Source organism: Enteractinococcus helveticum, from assembly GCF_020742345.1.
Lineage (GTDB): Bacteria > Actinomycetota > Actinomycetes > Actinomycetales > Micrococcaceae > Yaniella > Yaniella helvetica_A.
On sequence record NZ_DYXC01000115.1, the window covers coordinates 1 to 19,394 of the forward strand.

Annotated in this window: 20 protein-coding genes and 1 pseudogene; 11 read left to right on the plus strand and 10 right to left on the minus strand. The window is 57.2% G+C overall.

The annotated features are described in order from the left end of the window. Positions 1–210: 210 nt before the first annotated feature. Entirely contained in the window at positions 211–1,149 is a 939-nt protein-coding gene (locus tag K8V32_RS10145) for a LysR substrate-binding domain-containing protein (protein WP_303906741.1), read from the minus strand. Between the two features lie 93 nt (positions 1,150–1,242). Here K8V32_RS10145 and K8V32_RS10150 point away from each other — a divergent pair, with 93 nt between their 5' ends. Next, entirely contained in the window at positions 1,243–2,298 is a 1,056-nt protein-coding gene (locus tag K8V32_RS10150) for a YeiH family protein (RefSeq protein WP_303906744.1), read from the plus strand. 139 nt (positions 2,299–2,437) lie between these two features. Here K8V32_RS10150 and K8V32_RS10155 read toward each other — a convergent pair whose 3' ends face one another. The 4 genes from K8V32_RS10155 to K8V32_RS10170 form a co-directional block, all read right to left on the minus strand. After that, positions 2,438–3,064 carry a DUF2249 domain-containing protein gene (locus K8V32_RS10155; RefSeq protein ID WP_303906749.1) on the minus strand — a complete coding sequence of 209 codons (627 nt, stop codon included), beginning with the start codon at positions 3,062–3,064 and terminating at the stop codon, positions 2,438–2,440. An 81-nt stretch (positions 3,065–3,145) separates the two neighbouring features. Continuing rightward, positions 3,146–4,138, minus strand: a complete 993-nt coding sequence (locus K8V32_RS10160) for a M56 family metallopeptidase (protein WP_303906752.1) — start codon at positions 4,136–4,138, stop codon at positions 3,146–3,148. Beyond that, the gene (locus K8V32_RS10165) at positions 4,135–4,494 is read right to left on the minus strand and encodes a BlaI/MecI/CopY family transcriptional regulator (RefSeq protein WP_303906755.1); all 360 of its coding nucleotides are present in this window, start codon (positions 4,492–4,494) and stop codon (positions 4,135–4,137) included. The genes K8V32_RS10160 and K8V32_RS10165 overlap by 4 nt, the downstream gene beginning before the upstream one ends. A gap of 2 nt (positions 4,495–4,496) precedes the next feature. Further along, positions 4,497–5,039 carry a hypothetical protein gene (locus K8V32_RS10170; protein WP_303906758.1) on the minus strand — a complete coding sequence of 181 codons (543 nt, stop codon included), beginning with the start codon at positions 5,037–5,039 and terminating at the stop codon, positions 4,497–4,499. Positions 5,040–5,155: 116 nt separating this feature from the next. On the opposite strand from K8V32_RS10170, the gene K8V32_RS10175 reads away from it, so the two are divergent. Genes K8V32_RS10175 through K8V32_RS10185 form a run of 3 tightly spaced genes read left to right on the plus strand, consistent with a single transcriptional unit; the run spans position 5,156 to position 8,026 of the window. Then, positions 5,156–5,905 (plus strand): DsbA family protein, encoded by a 750-nt coding sequence (locus K8V32_RS10175; RefSeq protein ID WP_303906761.1) that lies wholly within the window; start codon positions 5,156–5,158, stop codon positions 5,903–5,905. Positions 5,906–5,916: 11 nt separating this feature from the next. Continuing rightward, positions 5,917–6,792, plus strand: a complete 876-nt coding sequence (locus K8V32_RS10180) for a cytochrome c biogenesis CcdA family protein (protein WP_303906764.1) — start codon at positions 5,917–5,919, stop codon at positions 6,790–6,792. A gap of 10 nt (positions 6,793–6,802) precedes the next feature. Continuing rightward, on the plus strand, positions 6,803–8,026 hold the full coding sequence (locus K8V32_RS10185) for a PQQ-binding-like beta-propeller repeat protein (protein WP_303906768.1): 1,224 nt from the start codon (positions 6,803–6,805) through the stop codon (positions 8,024–8,026). Positions 8,027–8,328: 302 nt separating this feature from the next. On the opposite strand, the gene K8V32_RS10190 is transcribed toward K8V32_RS10185, so the two are convergent. After that, positions 8,329–8,649, minus strand: a complete 321-nt coding sequence (locus K8V32_RS10190) for a type II toxin-antitoxin system RelE/ParE family toxin (protein WP_303906771.1) — start codon at positions 8,647–8,649, stop codon at positions 8,329–8,331. After that, the gene (locus K8V32_RS10195; protein WP_043057086.1) at positions 8,646–8,885 is read right to left on the minus strand and encodes a ribbon-helix-helix domain-containing protein; all 240 of its coding nucleotides are present in this window, start codon (positions 8,883–8,885) and stop codon (positions 8,646–8,648) included. Before K8V32_RS10195 ends, K8V32_RS10190 begins: the two co-directional genes overlap by 4 nt. A 318-nt stretch (positions 8,886–9,203) precedes the next feature. On the opposite strand from K8V32_RS10195, the pseudogene K8V32_RS10200 reads away from it, so the two are divergent. Beyond that, positions 9,204–9,674, plus strand: a pseudogene (locus tag K8V32_RS10200) (nuclear transport factor 2 family protein). Positions 9,675–9,707: 33 nt separating this feature from the next. Then, positions 9,708–10,007: a hypothetical protein gene (locus tag K8V32_RS10205; protein WP_303906777.1), complete on the plus strand. Its 300-nt coding sequence runs from the start codon at positions 9,708–9,710 to the stop codon at positions 10,005–10,007. Here K8V32_RS10205 and K8V32_RS10210 read toward each other — a convergent pair. Further along, complete coding sequence (locus tag K8V32_RS10210) at positions 9,995–10,213, minus strand: hypothetical protein (protein WP_303906780.1); 219 nt, start codon at positions 10,211–10,213, stop codon at positions 9,995–9,997. The two genes, K8V32_RS10205 and K8V32_RS10210, sit on opposite strands and share 13 nt — an antisense overlap. Before the next feature lie 211 nt (positions 10,214–10,424). On the opposite strand from K8V32_RS10210, the gene K8V32_RS10215 reads away from it, so the two are divergent. Then, positions 10,425–10,751, plus strand: coding sequence for a response regulator (locus tag K8V32_RS10215; RefSeq protein ID WP_303906782.1), 327 nt, complete (start codon positions 10,425–10,427; stop codon positions 10,749–10,751). Between the two features lie 49 nt (positions 10,752–10,800). Here the strand turns inward: K8V32_RS10215 and K8V32_RS10220 are convergent, their stop codons facing one another. After that, complete coding sequence (locus K8V32_RS10220) at positions 10,801–10,950, minus strand: hypothetical protein (protein ID WP_303906785.1); 150 nt, start codon at positions 10,948–10,950, stop codon at positions 10,801–10,803. Between the two features lie 428 nt (positions 10,951–11,378). Here K8V32_RS10220 and relB point away from each other — a divergent pair, with 428 nt between their 5' ends. Next, positions 11,379–11,729: a type II toxin-antitoxin system RelB family anti-toxin gene (relB, locus tag K8V32_RS10225; RefSeq protein WP_303906788.1), complete on the plus strand. Its 351-nt coding sequence runs from the start codon at positions 11,379–11,381 to the stop codon at positions 11,727–11,729. Here the strand turns inward: relB and K8V32_RS10230 are convergent. After that, positions 11,726–12,517, minus strand: a complete 792-nt coding sequence (locus K8V32_RS10230) for a YwaF family protein (RefSeq protein WP_303906791.1) — start codon at positions 12,515–12,517, stop codon at positions 11,726–11,728. The genes relB and K8V32_RS10230 overlap by 4 nt on opposite strands. Before the next feature lie 412 nt (positions 12,518–12,929). Here K8V32_RS10230 and K8V32_RS10235 point away from each other — a divergent pair, with 412 nt between their 5' ends. The 3 genes from K8V32_RS10235 (at position 12,930) to K8V32_RS10245 (ending at position 19,087) form a co-directional block, all read left to right on the plus strand. Beyond that, a complete protein-coding gene (locus tag K8V32_RS10235; protein ID WP_303906794.1) occupies positions 12,930–13,214 on the plus strand; it encodes a pyrophosphorylase in 285 nt (94 codons plus the stop codon). Between the two features lie 111 nt (positions 13,215–13,325). After that, positions 13,326–18,803 carry a DUF6531 domain-containing protein gene (locus tag K8V32_RS10240; RefSeq protein ID WP_303906797.1) on the plus strand — a complete coding sequence of 1,826 codons (5,478 nt, stop codon included), beginning with the start codon at positions 13,326–13,328 and terminating at the stop codon, positions 18,801–18,803. Beyond that, complete coding sequence (locus tag K8V32_RS10245) at positions 18,788–19,087, plus strand: DUF6966 domain-containing protein (RefSeq protein WP_303906800.1); 300 nt, start codon at positions 18,788–18,790, stop codon at positions 19,085–19,087. Before K8V32_RS10240 ends, K8V32_RS10245 begins: the two co-directional genes overlap by 16 nt. The last annotated feature ends 307 nt before the right edge of the window (positions 19,088–19,394 follow it).

Consider the following 19,394-nt stretch of genomic DNA (forward strand, 5'->3'; position numbering starts at 1 on the left):
CGCTTGACAGTTATAGAAGAGTCGCCCGGCGAGCCCGGGACCATCAAGCAACGTGATCCCAAACAACGGTTCAGCAACCACGCGATCTGGCTGGTTGGCCGGCGTCATGGTCCGAGACGAGCCCCGCTTCAACGACAATTTGTTTCCTTTCGGAGCGTAGCTGAAAAGCTCACGTTCGTCTCAGCATTAACAGCGTGAATCATGTGATTTTTACCGGGTATTCTGCGCCCCGGGCTGCTCTGTCCCCGTTCGAGCGATGGTGATAAATCGTTGCGCGAAGTGAGTCAACGAGCTCGGGGTTTTCCACACAGCTGTTAGCTGCCGCTCAAGCTTTTTCTTGCCACTGGGGACGCCAATTAATTTCCCCGCGCGGATATCACTTTCCACAGCGAGTCGACTCAGGACAGCAGGTCCAATGCCCTCGATCACAGCCTGACAGATAGCGGAGTTACTGTTGAGCTCAAGCAGCGGGGGTTGCCGATGTGTACCAACCAAGAAATCGAGAAAAGCTCGCGTTCCAGATCCCGGCTCCCGTTCAATCAGCGGGGTATTCGCCAGAAGATCCGGGCTGACTACAGTTGCGCTGTTTGCCCACGGGTGACCGGTACCCACCACAGTGATTAGTTCGTCGGTCCAGATGGGTTGGGATTGCAGTGTTTGCGGAACTTCCGGTGTTTCAACGAACCCCAGAGCAATGCTGTCGTTTTCAATATTGCTGATGACATCCGCTGAATTCATAATGCGCAATTCAGTTTTTGCTTCCGGGTAGCGTGCACGGAAGGTCTTGAGCCAACTAGGCAACAGATGTTCTGCGATCGTCATGCTGGCCCCAATCGTGAGAACCTCTGATTCGGAGCGCGCTAAGGCTTCAGCTCCTATGGCGAGCCTGTCGATGGCTTCGAGTGCTTCACGTGCCCACTCCGCAATAAGTTTGCCCTCTTGGGTAAGTTGAGATCCTCGATAGGAACGATGAAGTAATGCGTAACCGAGCCTGCGTTCCAGCACCCGAACCGCCCGTGATGCATTCGATTGCGCGACGCCAGCTTCTTTTGCTGCAGCACTCAAACTTTTATGATCCGCAATCCCACAGATAATTCGCAATAGCGAGATATTGCTCCAGTGATCGATCGAGTGCATACGACCAGTCATATCATGAATATATGGCAGTGTTGTCGAATTGGGGTCTACTGTCCGGTGCATGACGGTGAGAAGATTGATCACATGAACCACGATGACCACACCATGACACAGAACCAGCCTGTTCAGGCTGCTACGACAAGCCAAGCGCCAAAACGTCCCCTGGCCTCGTCTTTACGAGGAATGAAGGCTGGCATCCCGGGCGTCATAGTATGTCTGGTGGGTGCTCTGGCGTCATTTGTTGGTGCTCAATTTCTTCCCGGCGTCAGCGCACTGTTGATCGCCATTATTCTCGGGGCTGTGTGGCGCAATATCGCTTCCGTTCCAGCCATACTCAAACCGGGGATAACATTTTCTTCCAAGAAGTTGCTGCGCACTGGGATTATTCTTTTAGGATTCCAGCTATCACTGTCCACGATTGCTGATCTAGGATTTGGGGTTATCTTCCTCATCGTTGCAGCCGTAGCTATAACGTTCTTTGCCACCTTGTGGGTGGGACAGCTGATGGGCATCGGATTGGCACAACGTCTGCTGATCGCCTCAGGTTTCTCGATTTGTGGTGCGGCAGCTGTTGCCGCAACGGAAGGGACCACGAAAGCCGCCGAAGAAGAGGTGGCCACTGCCATTGGGCTTGTTGTCTTATTTGGCACCCTGATGATCCCTACCGTCCCATTCCTGGGAGGACTGCTGGGCATGGAGGACGAGCCCTTAGGAATGTGGATTGGAGCTTCCACCCATGAAGTCGCTCAGGTAGTCGCTGCCGGTGGCGCCGTGAGTGCAAGTGCCCTGGCTGTTGCTGTGACCGTCAAGCTGGCTCGCGTGATTACCTTGGCCCCAATTATTGCCGGCATCGCCGTGTACATGCGTCGCAGTGGGCGAGCTGTTGGCGACAAGAAACCGCCGATCGTTCCGTTATTTGTTGTAGGCTTTGTGGCCGCCATGCTGCTCCGCACTCTAGACTTCATACCCGCAGGCGTTTTGGACGTCGTCGAAATTATCCAGGTGTTGCTGTTAGCCGCGGCAATGTTCGCTTTGGGGCTGGGAGTTCACTTACGCAGTCTCTTTAAAGTAGGGTTCAAACCCGTTCTTCTGGGCCTGGTTTCAACTGTGGTGATTTTGGTCGTGTCTTATGTTGGCGTCGTATTCTTTGCTGGTTCGTAGGAAACCATTGATGTGGGCACAGCCGATGATCGTTGGGTACCCATCGGTAGATGGCTTTGAGGACGACGACGGATGGCGCTGCCGGGATTTGGCCAAGGTGCTGGCAGGAGTGGAAAGCGGGACGTTTACAGAGCGACGATCAGTCGTTGCGTTTTGGTGCAGCAGTGATTGTCAGCGTCGGCTTCCGGTGATGCACGGTCAGGTAGCGGATACCTTCGGGCCCGGCAATAAAACGGCGTTGTGCATTGCGGGGCAACCATACCAGTGAACCCTGCTGAAGCTCGATCATATTGAGTTCGGTTTGCAGCTGCCCGGAACCCTGGAGCACGAGGATCAAGACATCGAGGTTTGGGCCGATGTGCAGGCCAATTTCGTCGTCGGCAGGTAGTGCGATGATATTTGAATCCAGGTCTCGCGCGCCCGGTTCCAGTTGCCAGATGGAGCCACCCGTTGTGGGATCGGTCTCGGCAAGCAGTGCCGCGGTGTCTGCGACCACCCGTGGCAGTGCGGTACTTGCGCGTTTGGTAATGCGGACTCGATACTCCTGGGCCACTTTGGGGAGCGGATCCCAAGAAAAGGCGCCGGCAAACTCGCGGTCAAATTCGTCCTTCAAACCTCGCGGCTCATGGTCGTTGATGACCGTTAGTGACTCGCCGACCGCCAGCTGGGCATAGGCGTCGAAGACCAGTGCGTGACGTCGTGGTGGCGGGACAGCGCGAACATCGAGTTCGCGGGATTCAGATGCTGGGATATCAGTATTCGACATGAGGGCCTTTCAGGACGGTTGGTTGAGCCGCATGAAGGAGCTGGACCAGCAGCTTTGTAGCAGCGCGGTGCAACAGGACGCTTAGAGCAGACACCCTTCGAGTACAGCTTGCAAATATGGCAGATGCACGACCAGACTCCCAGCGAACAAAATGCCGACGACGGTAAGCATGGTGGATATGGGGAGCATGCCTTGTTTGCCGTCGGGTGGTGCGATCAGATGGCGGATACGGTCGATACCCGCTGCGTGCAGTGCCACGGGTCCACAAGCGGCATGTAACGCTGCAGGACCTGATTTCTCCCCGATCTTTAACAGTGCACTTGCCAGTATGGGCGTGCTGGTCTGCTCGCGGGCAGCGTTATCGGCTGCCATTTCTAGGTAGTGCGGAATCGCCGCGTCAATGGCAGCCACCAGCGGGATCCAGCGTAACGGTGCAATCCCACCGTGCAGGAGACGCAAAATCAGGTGGTGACGTTGTCGCAGATGAGCCGCTTCATGTGTCACTACCGCAGTGAGCTCGTCCGCAGTCAGCAGCTCCATCAAGGCTATTGAGATGACGATACCCCAGCGACGATGTGCCAGGGCAAAAGCGGTTGGTTGGTCATGCACGATGACGGTGACCGGTTGCCCGGCAATCCAAGTCTGAGTCGAACCAGCCCCCAATGCGTCCTGCAGGTCGCGCTGTTGTTTTCCATGACGACGACGGTAACGGTAGCCGCCAATGATCATCGCTAGCACCAGGATCAGCGGTAGCGCCAGCAGCAGGATCACGGGGATAAAGGTGTTGAACTCCAACCCCGGCGGTAGCGGATTCGCCGCATCTAAACACCGTTGACATACCAGCCCTGTGTCGCCCGGCAGGAGACCGCTAGGACCGGACAGAACCCAAGCAAACATTGGCCCCAAGGCAGCAAAGCCCGCCAGCCAGATAACTAACGTTGCAAATAATGCACCGACCGCTAGCCGAGGTGTGCGCATGAGTGCTGGTGCAGCCTTCCGGACGATCGGCGCACCCGCCAATCCACTCACCAAGACTGTTGCCAACAGCAGGGGAGCTAGGATCAGCGCCGTCATGACTGCTCCAAGTAGTCGCGTAACATTTCTAATCCCTCTTCGGGTAAATCCTGGACGAAGTGCAGGATTGATGCGGCCATATCATTACTGGTATCGAGGGCTTGGTGCATTTGCCGGGCAATGTATTCCTCGCGGCTCAGTTGCGGCAGATACGACACGAATCGTCCCTGCCGCTGTGCGCGCACCATGTTTTTCGTTTTGAGGTTCTGCATCACCGTGGTGATGGTGGTATATGCCGGTTTGGATGGCAGCGCATCCATGACCTCTCGGACACTACGGGGGCTGGTTTCCCATAGTAAGTCCATGACTTGTTGTTCTAGTTCGCCCAGTTGCGGGACCGAATGTGGTGATCGCATTGTCATACTTGGGTATTTTCCGTTTCTTGAGACGCTGGCTGAGTCAGGTTTTTGTCCGGCGATACCTGACAAAAAAGTTGTCCTTTGAGCCGTCGCACTAACGCAATGCCGGTTAGCAATAGTGCTGCGATGCCTAACAACGGTTGGATCGGCGCAAAATAGGTGATGGCTCCAGAATAGCCAAAGGCTATCAGTGCCAATTTATTACAGACGGGACAGCCGACCGCGAACCAAGAGAGAAAACCGCCGACCATCCCTAGCTTCCCATGGCGAGTTGTCGCATTGGGCGCATCGGATTGTTCGACTGCTGTAGCAGGTTGAATATAGGTTGCCACTAGCATGCCACTGGCTACCGAGGTCATGATCCATACCGGATAGTTCCACCACACCGGGTCAATATCGCGTGCAAACACTGGATTGGGGATGAGCACCGTAGCCATGCCAATGAGCAAGCCGATAAGGGTGCTGGCCAACACGGCGACGACCACTTGACGTGTATTCCAACGTCGCAGTGCTTGACCAGCGTAGAGAAAAGTCTTCACCATGTTATCTACTATGCCTGATAGTAATGAACATGTATAGTGGAGCCCGAAAAGATTACTACTCGAGATAGTAATCGGTCTGCTCTGTGAATCCTGATCGCTAATACAAAGGAAATGTTGTGCCCCAGCAAACCACCAGCTCGAAACCACCGTGGCTGCTGCCTGTGATCGTCGGGGTGATTGCGCTCGCCGTCATCGTGCTCGCATATTTTATTTTTGCGAGTTCGGATCGTGCTGAGCCTTCCGCTGCAACAGAACAGTCCGATGATCGCGGCGTCGTCGATGTTGCCCCACAGTCTGAGACCGACCAAGTTGATCTGAGTTTTGTGGAACGACGTGACGATACGGACCCGTTGAGCATCGGTACTGTGGATGCACCCGTCACGATGGTGGTGTTCTCGGATTATCAGTGTCCGTTTTGTGCTTCGTGGAACCAAGATACGTTGCCTATCATGATGGACTACGTAGAATCCGATCAGTTGCGGATCGAATGGCGAGATCTCAATGTGTTTGGACCGGAATCCGAACAAGCGTCGAAGGCAGCCTATGCGGCGGCTCTGCAGGATGCGTTTTGGGAGTACCATGATGAATTATTTGCTGACGGTGACATCCGTGATCCTGCCGAGCTTAGCGAAGAGGCTTTGGTGGAACTTGCCGCCGAGCTTGGGCTTGATACTGAACAGTTCACTACGGATATGCAATCCGATCAGGTTGCAGAACAGGTCCTGATCAATCAGCAACTCGGTACCGATTTAGGGGCCTACTCGACGCCGTCATTTATTGTGGATGGTCAACCGATGGTCGGAGCACAACCAACTGATGTATTCGTCAACGCCGTGGACGAGGCACTGGCTCAGCCAGCGCGATAGGTGAAGCAGCCATGGAAATCAGTGTGATCACAGCATTTTTAGGTGGTGTGCTTGCCATCTTGAGTCCCTGCGGTGCACTGCTGCTACCGGCATTCTTCGCATCCGTCATCGGGCGCCGACTGAGGTTGATCTTGCACGGTGCCATCTTCTATCTGGGCCTGGTGGTGACGCTGGTACCCCTGGGGTTAGGAATCGGGGCACTTGGCAACCTGCTGACCGTCTACCGAGATGTCCTGATTATTACCACATCGATCGTGCTGATTGTGCTTGGGTTGGCTCAAGCCGCCGGGTTTGGGTTCGATATGTCGAAAATGCTTCCCGGAGCTGAGACGCTGCACCAGCGCGCTCATCAGCGTAGCGGGTGGGTCCGAACGTTCCTGTTGGGGGCAGTCAGCGGTGTGGCGGGCTTTTGTGCCGGACCGATTCTTGGGGCGATTTTGACGTTGGCTCTTGCCCAGGGCGACTCGCTGAATGCTGGGATCATGCTGGCCGTCTACGGACTGGGTATGGTCGCGCCGTTGACCCTTTTGGCGGCTATCTGGGATAAGCTCAGCCCACGTGTCATGAGCGTATTACGCGGGCGTGGTTTTCGGTTCTTGGGGCGGCAGTTACACACCACGTCGGTGGCTACCGGCTTGCTGATCGTTGTCGTTGGAATCATTTTTTGGACAACGAACGGCCTGGTCAGTGCGCCGTCATTAATACCAGCCGGAATCCAGCGTGGGCTGCAATCTTATGGGAGCATGCTGGCAAATCCGCTCTTGGACGCCGTCATATTAGGTGCCCTCGTGGTGATCATCGTTACTGTCTGGGCGATTCGACGAACACGCAACCGCACGAGGGACCAAGACACAGCACAGACCCAGAAGATGAACCGTGGGAGCTAAAGAGCACACGATGGTGAAATCACGATTTCGGAGCGGTATTGCCGTGCTGGCAGCGGTGGTGCTGACTGCTTGCGGCGCAAGTGCGAACAGCCAAGAACAGCAGCTCCTGCCGGACTATGATCCAACACCAACCCAAGTCAATAGTTCAGCAGTTGAAGTAGATAAAACTGACTTGTGGTTACCTCTCCAACTGGCCGAACAACAGGTACTGTCGCCCGGTTGGCTTACGGAACCGTTGCACGCGGACGGGGTCTTTCTATCAGCGAAGCATGACGATGACGTGCTGATTTTTCGGGCCGTGGACGCCACCGGCTCAATCCTGTGGGAAGCCCAACGACCACGCAGCTGCACTGGATTTGCACTGACGGCTACTAACGACCAACACTTGGCCGTCCTAACGGATATCGACGCCGACGTCCAAACATTTGGGCACACCACCGCCACCGCTTATGACCTTCATACAGGACAACAGGTCTGGGGGCCGGTTGACGTGCCGGGTCCGCATCACGGGCCTGGGACAGTTTTTGCTGCTCCACCAGAAGCTGCGATGGGAGCCAGCGGTGACAAGGCGGTGCTAGATCCGGCCAGCGGTCAGGTGCTGCTCGATGAGCGACAGGTACCGGAAGTCAATATTTTGGGCGAGTTTTATGGGCTGGTTCTGGTGGCTCGCGACGACGAAGTCCAGGCATTTGACGCCTCAGCTTTGGCCGAATCAGGGTTCGATGCTGACCCATCTTGGAGCCTGTCGGTGGCAGATCACAAATGGGACGCCGAACAGTTGCATGCCGCCGTGCCCGGGCCGAATCCGGGTATGGAGAACGGCGCTGGTGCCGTACTTCTCGGCACGAATTCCACTGATCGCGCCTTGATCAGCCTGACGGACGGGGCAATTATTGCCGAAGAGGTTGCCGCTGCGGGCCAGGATTCTTCGAGTCAAACATGGGTGACCGTGGGCGAAGAGCTTGCCGGTTATAGCGCTCAAGGGGAGTTGTTATTTGCCGAAGCTTTGGAGGGACTGCAGCTCATTGGTGTCGGTGGTGCCATTGCTTATGTAGAAAATGCTGACGGGGATATCCAAACGCATAATGTCATTACCGGAGCGTTGAGTCGTTCCTATGACCCGCAGGCTACCGGCGAACTCGTTGTACCTCAACTGATCGATACAAATGGTGCAGCCATTTTGGAAGGTGCCCACAGCTACTATCTCGTGCCTGCATACGAGTCCCGCCAGTAGACGGGCACAAGTGCCAGGCTATGGCCGCAAGCATTCGAGGTGTCTAGGCTTGAGGCAGGACGGCGCGAACATCAATTTCGCGGGATTCAGATGCTGGGGTTTCAGTATTCGATATGAGGACCTTTCGGCGCTGTTGAGACCGCATAACCTGGCGGTACTTGAACATCAACACTACAAGCCTGTCGCCAGGGAGTCTCAGGGTAGGCCCCGTTTAATGAACCGCTCAATTTGGGAGGCTTGTAGCGACCAGCGGACAATGTCTAATGATGCGTCTAAGTGCATGGACGGCGAGACTGACTGGTTCAGTTTTCCAAGAACCGAGGAGGAATATCCCGGGCCGTGTGCAGTACTCGGTGGATGCGGATTGTATCGGCAAACAAAGAATAAAAAATGATATAAGGGAAGCGCTGCAAGGTAAAGGCACGTATCTCAGCGATATTCAGTTCGATCGCAAATCGAAGTGAACCTAGGTGCGGATGCTTGCTCAGGAGGGTCTTAGCTTCTTCCAGGGTATCCACAAAGCCTAGAGCTGCCTTTGTATTCCCCTGAGCCACGTAATGATCCGTTGCCGCATTGATATCCGCGTCGGCTTGTTTGGTCGTGACAACACGAAGTGAAGTCACGCTGCCCCAGAGTTTCGAATATGGTCGCGTAGACCATCAAAATAAGCGGCGTCCAGCTCTGATCCTACGCCCGATTCCATCCCCTCTACGAGCATCCCTTGTAGCTTCGTGCGGTCTTTTTCTCGTCGGATGAGTTCCCGCAAGAATTCACTGCTCGACACGTAGCCGTGTTCCTCAACTTGTGCCTCGACGAATTCTTTGAGTTCGTCAGGCAGTGATACGTTCATCGTTGCCATACAACCAGGATAAGTGCATTGGCAAAGTTTGTCATCGAAAGAATAGTTGAATGATCCCCCAGAACGGTGAGCGATTCAATATTCTTGTTGGCGCATGTGAATACTTCGTCGAGCGCATACGGGAGAGGGATAGAAAGCGCCTCGTTCATGAGAAGATTCGGAAAGATTTTCCCATTTGTGGGAGTCTGCAAAGGTTGAGATACAGGGTAAACAGCCCTCAGTGCGCAGAAAGCTGGTGGCTATAGTTACAGACATGCAACACGTTTAGGCTTGAAGTGTTTATATCGCATCGTACATACGCTCCATTGGAGGAGTCTGATGTCCGTTCGACCACCGGTGCCACCGTTTACCCATGAAACTGCCATCCAGAAGATCCGTGCGGCTGAAGATGCTTGGAATCAACAAGAACCAGAAAAAGTTGCCCTGGCGTATTCGCCCGATAGCCGCTGGCGCAATCGTGATACGTTTCTGCAGGGACGCAATGAGATCATCGAATTCCTGCATGATAAATGGTCACGTGAACTCAACTACCGGCTCATCAAAGAGCTCTGGGCATTCACAGACAACCGGATCGCGGTGCGCTACTGCTATGAATGGCAGTCAGCCGCCGGTCAATGGTACCGCGCTTATGGCAACAAGAACTGAGAGTTCGATAGCGATGGCCTGATGTCGAGCCGTCACGCCAGTATCAACGACGTCGAAATCAGCGAATCTCAGCGCAAATTCCACTGGGATGTCAAAACTCCGCGACCTGATGATCATCCCGGTCTGACCGAACTTGGACAGTAGCCCGAAGCCTCCTGGCCTTGTAGCGATTTTTCCATGACTCCCGAATCGAATAATAACGTCACCGGCGCTTTGTGGCCGCTGGGTGAACTCCTCATCGAATTCAATGAACCCCAGTTAGCGTTGTCGTTCCATCGATTAGCCACGAGGTTTGACGCCGCACACACCGCTGCTGATCGCCGTGGCTTGGCAGGTGAGGGGCTCGCGTACTTCCATGGGATGACCAGTCTGAACGATCTGGTGATCATGAACAATGCCAGACCGGACGTAGCAGCGAATCGTGAACTGGATGGACGCCGACAGCGAGTATACGAGCTACTAACTCAACAACTGTAGTTTCTATAGCGTATCTCTAACACACTACGAAGGCGGCTAGTGCTAGCGGCGGAGTCCAACCCGATGATGTGCAGGTCGGAGGTGTCATATCCTTCAGGGACGAGCACCTCGCCGTGTTCGAGCATGTCGGTGCCGGCGGTATCGGTGACAAATTCGTTGATAAGCGGTTCATCCACGACATTGGCATGGGCCGCGGGAATGCCCACTAGCGATCACGATAGGTGCTGAAAGTTCCTTGAGGCTGCCAACACGTAAATTGCAAGTGAATCATGGGTAGGGCTGGTGGCTTCGTCCACAGAACCTCGCTTTTGCGAGTAGTTCTCCACAAAACGAAGTGCTGGTCGCTTACGAAGGGCAGCTGCGCTTTAGATTTAGTGGCGTCAAGAGTTCGTGATGCGGCACAATGGAGGTATGTACATGTCAACCGAAGTGATTTCGATGGTCTTCGTCGCTGCCGGTGTGTTGATAACGCTCGGCGGTAGCCTGTTTGCCGGTCTGGCATGGTTGCTGCGGCGCATGGAAGGACTGTTCGCGAAAGTCGACCAGCGTTTCGAAAAGGTCGACCAACGCTTCCAGAAGATAGACGCGCGGTTCGACAAAGTAGATGAGCGATTCGACAAGGTTGATGAGCGATTCGACAAGGTTGATGAGCGACTGAACCAAATGCAGTCAGAATTGAATGACGTAAAAGTTGCGGTGGCACGTCTGGAGGGGCCCCACCCGCGGCTGATCATTCCACGCTGACGACTCATACTGCGCACATGCCGTGCGGCTTTGTTTTAGCCTCAATATTTCACGGGGTGATCGTGGAGGCTGAGGCCACCGAGCAGAACAGCCCACCGGGTTGATCCCGGAATCGGTCGACATCGGCCAAACACGTGCCACCCACTGCCAACGACACCACCTGATCCAGCACAATTTTTGCCGGATCATGCCACGTCAAGGACTTCTTCCACGGCCTGCGACACGATCCCGGTACCGCGATCATCAACGTGAACCACGGGATACAACCCGGTAGACTGACGCATCGTAAAGGCGATCCTTTGGTCTTGCAGAACAGTTGTGTGGGAACTACTATTCTCCCAGATCAGGAGCACATTTCACCGCTTACGCACACCCCTCACACCACACCCCGATGAAATTTCCAGGCTAGACGATATCGTCGTCGCCAACCGATACGTTGAGACCGGACGAACGATTGGGCGCGTGCTGATGGTTACAGCAAGAACAAGGATTCTTCGAAGAAGCGACAGAACAAAGCGATACATCAAGCCCGCACGAGGCTCAGTATGTGGAAGCGTCGACGTAGCAGATGAAGAGGAGCTCAGCGACGGTTAGGGGAATTGAAGTACGCAGGATCTTAGCTGCGATATGTATAAAAACCATAACGAGGTGATCGAGTTGTCGAAAAAATTCAGTGACCTGGCTTCCCGTGCGCGCGAAACTTGGTCCGATGATGCCCAGAAAATATATGATGCAGCCAGTCAGGTATTCCAGGCCGAAGTCGCAGCTCAGGTAAAGCTTGGTCGGGACCTTGCGTCGGCTCGTCGGGGTCATGCAATGACTCAAGCTCAACTGGCCGATGCAACAGGTGTGCCGCAAGCAGAGATTAGCCGGATCGAAAACGGCAATGCGAACCTAACGATTGAAGCAATCTCCCGTCTAGCTACGGCCCTCGATAAGAGGTTCGTGCTTCAGTGGCATCCCACGGTCGAACCCTAGATCATGTGTTGTGCTGATGTTCGACTACGCCCGCCGGTAGGCTTACGACGGATAGTGCCAAGCCTATCCACCGTTGAATATCGTTGTCCGTGATTCAGCTGCCACGGCCAGGTCATCAGCGCCCAGACGACGGCGATGAGCACAGCCTCCCAGAAAATATAGACCGGCCAGGGGCCCAGCAGATCAAGAATTGAGGCGCCCTCAGGCTCGCGCGACAAGTACCCGTAATTAGCGCCGGTGATTGCATTGGCGATCAGGGCAATGCCCGCCCAAATAACAGTGGCCAGATAAGCGACGCCGTAACCGCGCCAGGTCGGACGGTAGCCCAGCCCCCAGGTGAACAGAATAGGCGCCACGAACGCCACAATATGTAAAAACCAGTACATCGCGAACTCTAAAACAGGGTAATCGAAGTAGTTGAGATCCGGGGTGATGATTGACTGCAGATTCAGCGTCAGGCCCCAGTAGTAACACATGGCAATAGCCCACCCGGCGCGCGTGATGAGCGCAATAGCGGTGATCACACGTAAGGCATCCGAATAGTGAAACGGGAGCGACTGATAGATATTCCAATGGCCCGGCAGCATACCCCAGATGACCCAGGCGACAGTGGCAATCAGCATGATCCAGCCCAGCGCTCGCAGCAGGCGATCTTCGGCAGCAGTGCCGCGAATCCGTCGTCCAAGCAACGCTAGGACGCCGGCGATGAGGACGGTGAACATCAGAATCGCCAGGTGTTCGGGGCCGTATGGCGCCATCCTTCCGATGGGTTCAGCAGCGGTAGCCATGGCCACATTGTAGACAGAGGCTGTTGAATGCGTGATGAACCGGCAGTGACGTTGCTTTCGGAACCATGGTGGTCTTGAGCTCATTCGGCTCGATTTAGATAAATATCGAAGCCACCTAGAACCATGAGTAAAGCAGTGGAGGCTCGCGCTTGGGAAACTGACGCTGACCACCGGTGATCTTGCGAGCATTGTGGGGAAAATTTAAAAACGTGAAAGTGCAATAAACTCCCAAGTCGGATACGGAATCACGGGTAACCAAGCTGTGTTCTTCGTATTTGAACAGCATCTGTGATCTTGCATGAGGCGGCGTCATGTTGTGACATGGGGTACAGTTAGTTGAAAATCTTTACTTTAATCGTGCCCTATTTCTAGAGCACGTTCGAAATCTCACGACACCTTGAGGAGCGTTCCGATGGCTACACGCGTACTATCAACCGAAGAAGCGAAAACCGCGATTCGTCAGATCCAGTCCATTGTCAATGGTGGCTTTACTGACCAGATCACCCAGCTGGATACCCAGGGTCGTATTCTGTCGGATCCGAATGTTTGGGATGGTCCGCTGGCTGAGACCTTCCGTAATGGCACCTGGCCAGAAACCAAATCTGCTTTGGATAGTGCTAAAGAGCAGCTTGAAGAATTGCGCAACCAGTTGGATCGCATTTCCCAAGACATCTTCACCGCAGGTGGCGGCGCATAACACTTATCACAGCAAACCGGTGCATCTACGCTGTACGGCAGGTAGGTGCACCGATGTATGCGTTAAACTTTTCCACCATCGCGAACTTTGTAACTGAGAAGGCGAGAGCACATGTCGGGTATCGGCGGCAACGAACCTACCGGCTATAACTACACGGTGGCTGACACGCTCAAACAGCGCACCGAATCGTTAGCGACCCTGCTTGATGGCCAAGCAAGCTCTCGTTCGAGTCTGGTGTCCAAGGCGATGGAAGAGTTTCGCGGTTACTTCTCGGAAGTTTTTGAAAATAACGCCGATATCGCATCACAGAGTCGACAACAGCTGGCGTCATCCCTGCGTAGCCTTGCCGGGTTTGTCCAAGAACTCCGCGATGCCGCTGAAGCCGAGGATCAACGCCGGGAGGCGGCTCGCGCCTGGGAAGAGCGGCAGCGCCAGCGTGAAGAGGACTGGTTTACCGGGACCATCCACGAGATTGGCACGTTTTTACGCCTGGTCGAAGACGACCCCATGCCACCACCGGCCGAACCCGCACCGCACCGCATCGCGCAGACCGTGACCGTTGCAGGCCGCGAGATTCCGGCACCCGTGGGTGGGTCATCGACGTCGTCGGCAGTCCCGGCGGATCTACGCAGCTTCCAGACCGGAACCCAAGACCTAGATACTGAGCTGGGCTCGCCGTTTCGTAATTTTGACGTCGCACTGACCGACTACATCATGATGTGCAACGGGCGCTGGGGCAACCTGGACGCCCAAGCGCTGGTGGCCGCACTGCGCGAGTGGTTCGAAGCCAACAGTCAGGACGCCGAGTGGGCCGGGGAAGTCGCCGGGGCGTTTGAGGCCGCCGGTGGCCAGGGCGTCATCACGGTTGCCGATGCTTCCATTAGCGCAGCGCTGGCCTCCGCCGGTGTTGATGTGCACCGCGATGACTTTACCATCGGGCCGTTCACGGCAATCGGTAGCCCACCGACCACCGGGTTTGCCGATGACCCGGTCAACACCGCCACCGGGAACTTTTTAGAACCCGAGGTCGACCTGCGATTTGCCGGAGCGTCATCGTCATTTGAATTCACTCGCATGTACAACACCCAAGACACCCGCATTGGCGTGTTTGGGTTGGGCTGGTCTTCGCTGTTGGAGACCCGCCTGGAAGTGGACGACGAGGGCGCAAGCTTTGTGCAAGCCGACGGCCGCCAGGTGGAATTCCCGCGCCTCGGAACCGGCTGGGACCGCGGCATTGGCGAAAACTTCTGGCTCGAAGAGGTCAACGCGCAAGAGTTTCACACCGACCTGGGCGTGACCACCGGAAAGCTGCTAGTGGTCACCAATAACACCGGCGGGTGGTGGGCCTTCACCCCCGCCGGCACCTGGCTTGGCAAAGGCAACGGACCCGGCACCGGGATCCGCGCATTCCGTGATGACACCGGCAACATCACCCGGCTGCTGCACGAGCGCGGACGCTGGCTGGACGTTGAATACGCTCATGATCGGGTCGCGAGCATTCACGCCTCGGACGGTCGGCGTATCGAATACCGCTATGACGACCAGCAGCGTTTGACCGGGGTGACCGATGCGGTGGGCACGCGCACCTACCGGTGGGATGACGCCGGACTGATCGACCAGGTGGTGGCCGCCGATGGTACGGTCGAAGCCGAAAACTTTTATGACGACAACCAGCGTGTGATCCGCCAGCTGACCCCGTACGGCCGCAGCGTGCGGTATGCGTATCTGCGCGGCCGGGTCACCTCGGTTTCTACCGACGACGGCACCGGCGCCAACACCTGGATTGCCGATCGCAAAGGGCGCGTGGTCGGCATTCTTGACGCCGAGGGCAACCGCCAATCCATGGCCTATGATGCCCACGGCAATATTGTGTCGACGACGGCGCGCGACGGCCAAGTCACCGTGCACGCCTACGATGCCCGCGGACGCAAGATCCGCACCGTGACCCCCGAGGGTGCGGACATCACCTACGGTTACGATGAGCACGACCGGGTCACCACCGTGGTCAACGCCTCCGGCGGCGTCGTCGAATACCAATACGCCAACCACACCGACCGTTCGCCGTCGGTCATCATCGACCCGGCAGGCGGTCGCACCCAGCTGACCTGGGACAACGGTCTACTCACCCAGGTGGTCGACCCTGAGGGCGTGACCCTGCGCTACAGCTACGACGCCTCCGGCGATCTCATCGGTGTGACCAACGCGGCCGGGAACACCGCCCAGCTGATCCGCGACCACGCCGGACGCGTCACCCAAGCCATCACGCCACTGGGCGCGCGCACCACCTATCGCTACGACGCCAGCGGCCTGTTGATCGCCCGTCAAGACCCCGACGGCGCGATCTGGCGTTACGAGCACGGCCCCGGCGGCAACGTCACCGCCATGATCAACCCGCTGGGCGCGCGCACCGAACTGGAATACGGCCCAACCGGCGAACTCACAACGACGATCGACCCGCTGGGCCGGGCCATCACCAAAGACTTTGACGAATTCGGCAACGTCGCCAGCCTCACTCTGCCCGACGGCGCACAATGGGCCTTCACCCACGACGCACTATCCCGTTTGCGCGAGGTTATCGACCCGGCCGGCGGCGTCTGGGGTCGCGAATACGACGCCAACGGCCACCTGGCCGCCACCGTCGACCCAACCGGTATTCGTGCTGACGTCACCCGCGCCCGCACCGATGGCATTGCCACCATCCGCAACGCCTTTGAAGAAACCACGGTTGACTCCGATGAATTCGGCCGCCCCATCCGGGTCGAAAAAACCGACGGCACCCAAGAACTCGTCACCTATGACCCCTGCGGGCGCCCCGTTGAACTCGTTGACGCCAACGGCGGGCTCACAAAAATCCAACGCGACCTGGCCGGACGCATCACCGCGATCACCACCCCCGCAGGGCGCACCACCCGTTACGAATACGACGCCTGCGGGCGCCCCGCGGCCGCCATCGACGCCGCCGGGGAGCGCACCACATTGGTTTATGACGCCGACTCGCGCGTCATCCAACGCTTCAACCCGGTGGGCGAACCCACCACCATCGACTATGACGTCACCGGGCGTGTCATTGGCGAATGCACCCCCGGCGTCGGCGCATCCCGCTACCGCTACGACAAGGCCGGCCGCCTGGTCGCCGTCCAAGACTCCTGGTCCGGCCAGCGCCGCTTCCGCTACGACGCCGCAGGCCAACTCATCCAAGCCATCAACGGCGTCGGCGGAATCACCCGCTACGAATACGACAGCCGCGGCCGCGTCACCAAAATCATCGACCCCGTCGGCGGGGTCACCGTTCGCACCTACACGCAACTGGATAAAGTCGCCTCCACCACCGACCCGCTGGGCCGGGTGACCACCGCAACCTACGACCCAGCCGGCCGCCAAATTTCCCAAACCGACCCGGACGGCAACCTCACCCAATGGACCCACGATGAGGCCGGCCGGGAAACCGGCATGAAGGTCAACGGGCGTTGGGTCGCCCAACTGATCCGCGACGAACGAGCCCGCACCACAACCATCCGCGATTTCACCCGCGACGACGGCGAAACCACCCACGTTTTGACCTACAGTCGCTTAGGTCAGCTCATCGAACGTGCCACCACCGGCCCCACAGCCTCGCAGACCACCCGCTGGGAATATGACGCCGACGGCGCCCGCACCGCGCTGATCGACACCGATGGTGCGCGCATCGAATACCACCGAGACATGCTCGGGCGCATTACCGGCATCACCCACCCCACCCTGGGCGACATCAACGTTGCCTATAACGCCGCCGGGCGCATCATCGAATCCCGCGCCGGCGACCAACTGCAAACCTGGGAATATCACCACGGCTATCCGGTGGTCCACACCCTGACCGACCCATCCGGCGTCACTGTCACCCGCATCAGCCGGGATCTTGACGGTCGCATTCACCAAATCGATGGCCCCGATGGGGACACCGTCTATTCCTACGACGACGCCTGCCAACTGGTCGAGACCTACGGCCCCACCGGCGGCCGAGCCTGGACCTATGACGCCGGCGGACGACTCATCCACGAATTCACCGCCGACGGCCCCCGCACCCTGGACTACGACGCCGCCGGTCAACTCGTCACCGTGACCGAACCCAATGGTTCCACCACGGAGTACGCCTATGACGGGCAAGGCCGACGCATCCGGGCCACCACCGCGGAGAACACGGTGCACTACACGTGGGACGCGCGCGGTTGGCTGGCCAAGATCACCAACGACGACGAAACCACCAACCTGTCGGTCAATGCGCTCGGTGAGCTGGCCGAAGTCAACGGCACCACCATCCAGTGGGACCTGGCCGCAGCCACCCCAACAACCATCGGTGTTGGTGAGACCCCGGTCTTCACCGGCCCCGGCGGCCTCACCGGCATCGGGCAGCAGTGGCAAACGGCAACCTGGCGCACCGCACGTGCCACCGACGTCGACGACCCATGGCAGGTACTGGCTGCAGCCCAGGCTGGAACCGAACTGTCCGGAGGCATCGGGCTCACCGCCGACGGTGGTATTGAAGTCGCCGGACTGGAATGGCTGGGCGCCCGGGCGTATGACCCAGTGGCGCGTGGTTTCCTCTCCGTCGACCCGCTGGCACCGGCCACCGGCTCGGGCTGGACAGCGAATCCGTATTCCTATGCGGGCAATGATCCGCTGCACGCCGTCGACCCACTCGGTCTCGCCCCGGTCTCTGATGCGGATCTGCAGGCTTATGCCGATGGGCTCCAGGGCCCGCTAGCCAGCGGTTTCAGTGCCGCCTGGGACTGGACAACTAGTGCCGCCAGCACGGCGTGGGACTGGACCAAGAATAACTGGGAATACATCGCCGGGGGTGCCGCCATCGTTGCCGGTGGGGTACTCATGGCCACCGGCGTCGGCGGTCCAGCGGGCATGATGCTGATTGCCGCGGGTGCCGATACGGTCATCCAGAAAGCCACGACCGGGGACGTCAACTGGGGCCAGGTCGCCATCAGCGGTGCCTTTGGCGGATTGGGCGGGGCCGGCCTCGCGTCGATAGCTGGCCGGCAGATGGCAGGCAACGCTGTCCAAGGGGCTGTTGAAAACGTGGTCTACGCGGCAGCTGGTGGCCAACCGTTAACCCCGAGGACCCTGCTGACCACTGCAGCAGAAGGTGCAACAGTTTCAGCGGTCACCGCTGGGACGATGAATAAAGTCCCGGTTTCAGGACAGCGACTCAGCGATGTCGCTCCCACACCTGAGGTACTACCAGATAATTTAGCGATCACCTTCGGTGGAGGCCGGTACACGACCTCAGTCCTCGAAACGGACACCGTCCTATATCGCGCGGGTGCAGATCGTGAGTTAGGCCAGTTCTTCTCATCTGAACCTCCCGTTGGCGTTCTCCAAACACGGATCGACAAGGCCATTCCACCTGTGTGGCCTGATGGAAACCCAGCACCATTACATACTGGCTATGCGGTGAATATCCCAGCTGGGACTACAATCCACACAGGAAGCGTTGCCAACCAGGGTGGGTTATACATGGGAGGCACGGAACAAATTGTCGTGCAAAAACCCTGGGAAATTCCAGGAGTGGAGGTAGTAGGGCGATGGCCGCTGAAATAGGAAACGAGCTCGAAACAGCGCTACAAGAGTTCAGCGAAGTCTTGGCAGAAGTCGGCGAACCGGGATTTGCTTCGGCGATGTCCAGATTGCGCTCGGCGCTCCAAGCTGCTGAAACACCTGAAGAACGGCGCCCTATCCTGAGCCAAGGGCTAGCATTTTTTGGTGGCATGAATAGCTTGAATGATGTTGTGGTCATGCAGGGTTCAAAACCTGATATCGAAGCCAATCGCCGCGTGGACCGCCTACGGACGAGGGTGTATGACCTTCTGGTGGAACAACTCTAAGCTTTTGGGACAGCTGAGGCCTGGCTATGCTTCGCGCGCTCCACATTATCTTTGGTGTCTACCAGCCGGAGCCTGATCAGTCATCACGAAGTGTCCTCGCCTGAGGTGAGATTTATTGTGACTGGCAACTTCGATTGGCGGTTTTTAGCCGGTGCATATGGCGGTCCTTCCGACTGAGGTCCGGAGGCGTCAGAATCGAGCTCGCATTCAACCGCTGGTTGGCGCGTTTCCCAAATGTGGCGCCTTGATTAGCAGAGTTCATCGTCCCGAGTATGCGAGTATGCATGACATGTAAAACGGGTATACC

Excerpts from the sequence above, each read along its gene's own strand:
- K8V32_RS10145 (WP_303906741.1), bottom strand. The coding sequence starts at position 1,149 with ATGACTGGTCGTATGCACTCGATCGATCACTGGAGCAATATCTCGCTA.
- K8V32_RS10150 (WP_303906744.1), top strand. The coding sequence starts at position 1,243 with ATGACACAGAACCAGCCTGTTCAGGCTGCTACGACAAGCCAAGCGCCA.
- K8V32_RS10155 (WP_303906749.1), bottom strand. The coding sequence starts at position 3,064 with ATGTCGAATACTGATATCCCAGCATCTGAATCCCGCGAACTCGATGTT.
- K8V32_RS10160 (WP_303906752.1), bottom strand. The coding sequence starts at position 4,138 with ATGACGGCGCTGATCCTAGCTCCCCTGCTGTTGGCAACAGTCTTGGTG.
- K8V32_RS10165 (WP_303906755.1), bottom strand. The coding sequence starts at position 4,494 with ATGCGATCACCACATTCGGTCCCGCAACTGGGCGAACTAGAACAACAA.
- K8V32_RS10170 (WP_303906758.1), bottom strand. The coding sequence starts at position 5,039 with ATGGTGAAGACTTTTCTCTACGCTGGTCAAGCACTGCGACGTTGGAAT.
- K8V32_RS10180 (WP_303906764.1), top strand. The coding sequence starts at position 5,917 with ATGGAAATCAGTGTGATCACAGCATTTTTAGGTGGTGTGCTTGCCATC.
- K8V32_RS10185 (WP_303906768.1), top strand. The coding sequence starts at position 6,803 with ATGGTGAAATCACGATTTCGGAGCGGTATTGCCGTGCTGGCAGCGGTG.
- K8V32_RS10195 (WP_043057086.1), bottom strand. The coding sequence starts at position 8,885 with ATGGCAACGATGAACGTATCACTGCCTGACGAACTCAAAGAATTCGTC.
- K8V32_RS10205 (WP_303906777.1), top strand. The coding sequence starts at position 9,708 with ATGACTCCCGAATCGAATAATAACGTCACCGGCGCTTTGTGGCCGCTG.
- K8V32_RS10215 (WP_303906782.1), top strand. The coding sequence starts at position 10,425 with ATGTCAACCGAAGTGATTTCGATGGTCTTCGTCGCTGCCGGTGTGTTG.
- relB (WP_303906788.1), top strand. The coding sequence starts at position 11,379 with ATGTATAAAAACCATAACGAGGTGATCGAGTTGTCGAAAAAATTCAGT.
- K8V32_RS10230 (WP_303906791.1), bottom strand. The coding sequence starts at position 12,517 with ATGGCTACCGCTGCTGAACCCATCGGAAGGATGGCGCCATACGGCCCC.
- K8V32_RS10235 (WP_303906794.1), top strand. The coding sequence starts at position 12,930 with ATGGCTACACGCGTACTATCAACCGAAGAAGCGAAAACCGCGATTCGT.
- K8V32_RS10240 (WP_303906797.1), top strand. The coding sequence starts at position 13,326 with ATGTCGGGTATCGGCGGCAACGAACCTACCGGCTATAACTACACGGTG.
- K8V32_RS10245 (WP_303906800.1), top strand. The coding sequence starts at position 18,788 with ATGGCCGCTGAAATAGGAAACGAGCTCGAAACAGCGCTACAAGAGTTC.